We start from the raw sequence: 2,606 nt of genomic DNA on the forward strand, positions 1-2,606 counted from the left end.
GAGATACTGGCCCGTGTGCCTGGCCTTCAAAGGCCAGGAAAAAGTCTTGTCCGGATAGCTGCCCCGCGATGTGCCGGTTGAAACCGGCACCTAAAGTCTTTCAAGGAAGGCGGATTATATGTAATCCATAGAGCGTGGGTTAATCGTCTTTCAAGGAAGGCGGATTATATGTATTTCATAGAGCGTGGATTAATCGTCTTTCAAGGAAGGCGGATTATATGTAATCCATAGAGCGTTGGTTAATCGTCTTTCAAGGAAGGCGGATTATCGGTTTTTCTAAAGTCTTTCAAATTATCGGCATTTCATAGAAGATAAATTAATCGTCTTTCAAATAGAATATCTTATCCTCAAAAGAGCCAGTCTGTACAAGCAATTTGCCCCGGTAAAAACCCGCGCATATCCGCCCGATCCGCTCCAATCCGCGTTCCATCCCAATCGACCCAATCCATTCAGTCGATCCAATCTGCGTTCTATTCTCCCAAAAACCCCAGCAACCACACCAGATACTTGTAATTCTGCAACAGCAAAGATGCCTAAGCTTAGAAACCTTTGCCATACGTATATATAGCGACTCAAAATATTAGATTAAGACTAATCACCTCTGCGATTTCAAGAAAGATAAATTGCGTTATTGAAATATATTTCTTGCGCATTTTAAGCGCTGCGTTATCTTGTGTCGTAGTGAGGTTAATAAAATGAAAGCTAAAATACATAAGTTAATAAAAAACAAGATATTACAACATAAAGTCCTGGCCATCCTGGTGATCACAATGTTTATGAGCATTTTGTCCGCTCAGGAGCTGGGCGACTATCGTACAAACTGGGGTTGGGGTTATTTTTCCAATCCATCCACGTGGTCGAGATTCAATGGCAGCACCTGGGAAGCTGCGAATCAGACCCCGCCTTCTCCCTTCCAAAATACCATTTACATCAATCATTATACATACCTTGATCGGGATTTCATCCTGGAGGGAAACATGGTAATGGCATCCGGCACGACTCTGGATTTAAGAAGCGGTTTTGACCTGACGGTTAGTGAAGGCGCCACCGCTCAAATCAAGAAAATCCTGGTGAATACGAATGCTACCCTGATCAATTACGGAGATATATTATCCGGAGAAATTATCACACTTACTTATGTGGCGGGCACAGGGCTTCCTGCGGTTTTGATCAATATGGGCAGGATTGAACTGCTGGACGACGGCAAGCCTTACGCGGCGAGTCTGGACCTCAAAGACGGGGCGAAGTTCATTTCCGGAGCAGGCGCCTATGTGTATGGAAGCGGTTCGCTGGCCACCACTGCCCAGCACGTGCGCTTTGAGATCGCCAATGCGGGTGGATTTGATGACGCCATTCGTCTCACCGGCGTCCGTCAATTGCAGCAGGCCCACTATCTGTTCAACGGCAGTGGGGCTCAGGTTACGGGAGGCATCGGAGATATGGTAAGAAGTCTCACGATAGATAACCCTGCCGGGCTAAGTCTGCAGAAAAACCTGCAGGTGAACCCCTGGGAAAATTCCGTGATTTTGGTAAAAAGCGGCTCCACCCTGAATATGGGGCCATACATCATTGAATCTTTGGATTGGGGCAATGCCAGCTTTGTCCTGGAACCGGGCAGCACCGTAAACACCGCTCATCCGGAATCTATATCCTCTATAGCTGTGAATCAAAAAATAGCTTATGGCGCCGTTCGCACAAATTCTGCCAGCTATTCCAGTGCTGCAAACTATGTGTACAGCGGCAACACGCTGCAAAATAGCGGAGACTTCATCACCACCCCGGACCCATATACCGTGAATAACTTAACAGTCACCAATACTGCCGGACTTATTTTGAACAATCCCCTCAGGGTCAATGGAGACCTGGTGGGCGGGCAATACATCCAGGGCGATGTCACCTTGCCGGTTACCCTTTCATCTTTTACTGCAGTAGCTCTGGGCAGGGGAACGGTTCGCGTGCAGTGGAGAACTTCCTCCGAAACCAACGTAATGGCCTATTATATATATCGTTCAGAAGACCAGGATTTTGCTGGCGCTACCTTGATCAGCCCCCGCATATTAGCGGCCAATAGTTCACAAGGCTCTACCTATCTATTTGAAGATCGGGAAGTTCCCGGAGATGGCAGCTATTTCTACTGGCTGCAAGATATTGGGTTCTCTTCCGATGGCGAAGTGCATGGCCCGCTGCAGGTGATAGTCCGCACCGAAGGTGGAGGCCAAAGCCCTGAGATCGCTATGCCCCCGGGTTTGAACGGCAACTATCCCAATCCCTTCAATCCCTCCAGCACCTTGCGTTTCACCCTGCCTCAGGCATCTGATGCGCAGCTGACTTTTTACAATAAAAAGGGGCAAGTGGTAGATAAAATGCTGCTGCAAGACCAAGAGCAAGGAATCCATCAGATTGTGTGGAATACCCAGAAGCTAAACCTCCCCAGCGGGGTCTATTATGTCCGCTTGCAAGCTAAAGGGCTGAACGACATAATGAAGCTGACCCTTTCCAAGTAAACTAATCATCCTATCTTATCAAACAGGCGCGGAGTGAAATCTACGCCTGTTTGTGATATGCCGGTTTTTGTAGCCGGAGGTCCCTTGTAGCCGGAGGACGCC

The 2,606-nt window shown here is 47.9% G+C and carries 1 protein-coding gene; it reads left to right on the forward strand.

All coding sequences use genetic code 11. The features are described from left to right. The first annotated feature begins 695 nt into the window (after nucleotides 1–695). Complete coding sequence (locus LHW48_06435) at nucleotides 696–2,504, forward strand: T9SS type A sorting domain-containing protein (GenBank protein ID MCB5260096.1); 1,809 nt, start codon at nucleotides 696–698, stop codon at nucleotides 2,502–2,504. The last annotated feature ends 102 nt before the right edge of the window (nucleotides 2,505–2,606 follow it).

This window comes from Candidatus Cloacimonadota bacterium (assembly GCA_020532355.1).
Taxonomy (GTDB): domain Bacteria; phylum Cloacimonadota; class Cloacimonadia; order Cloacimonadales; family Cloacimonadaceae; genus UBA5456.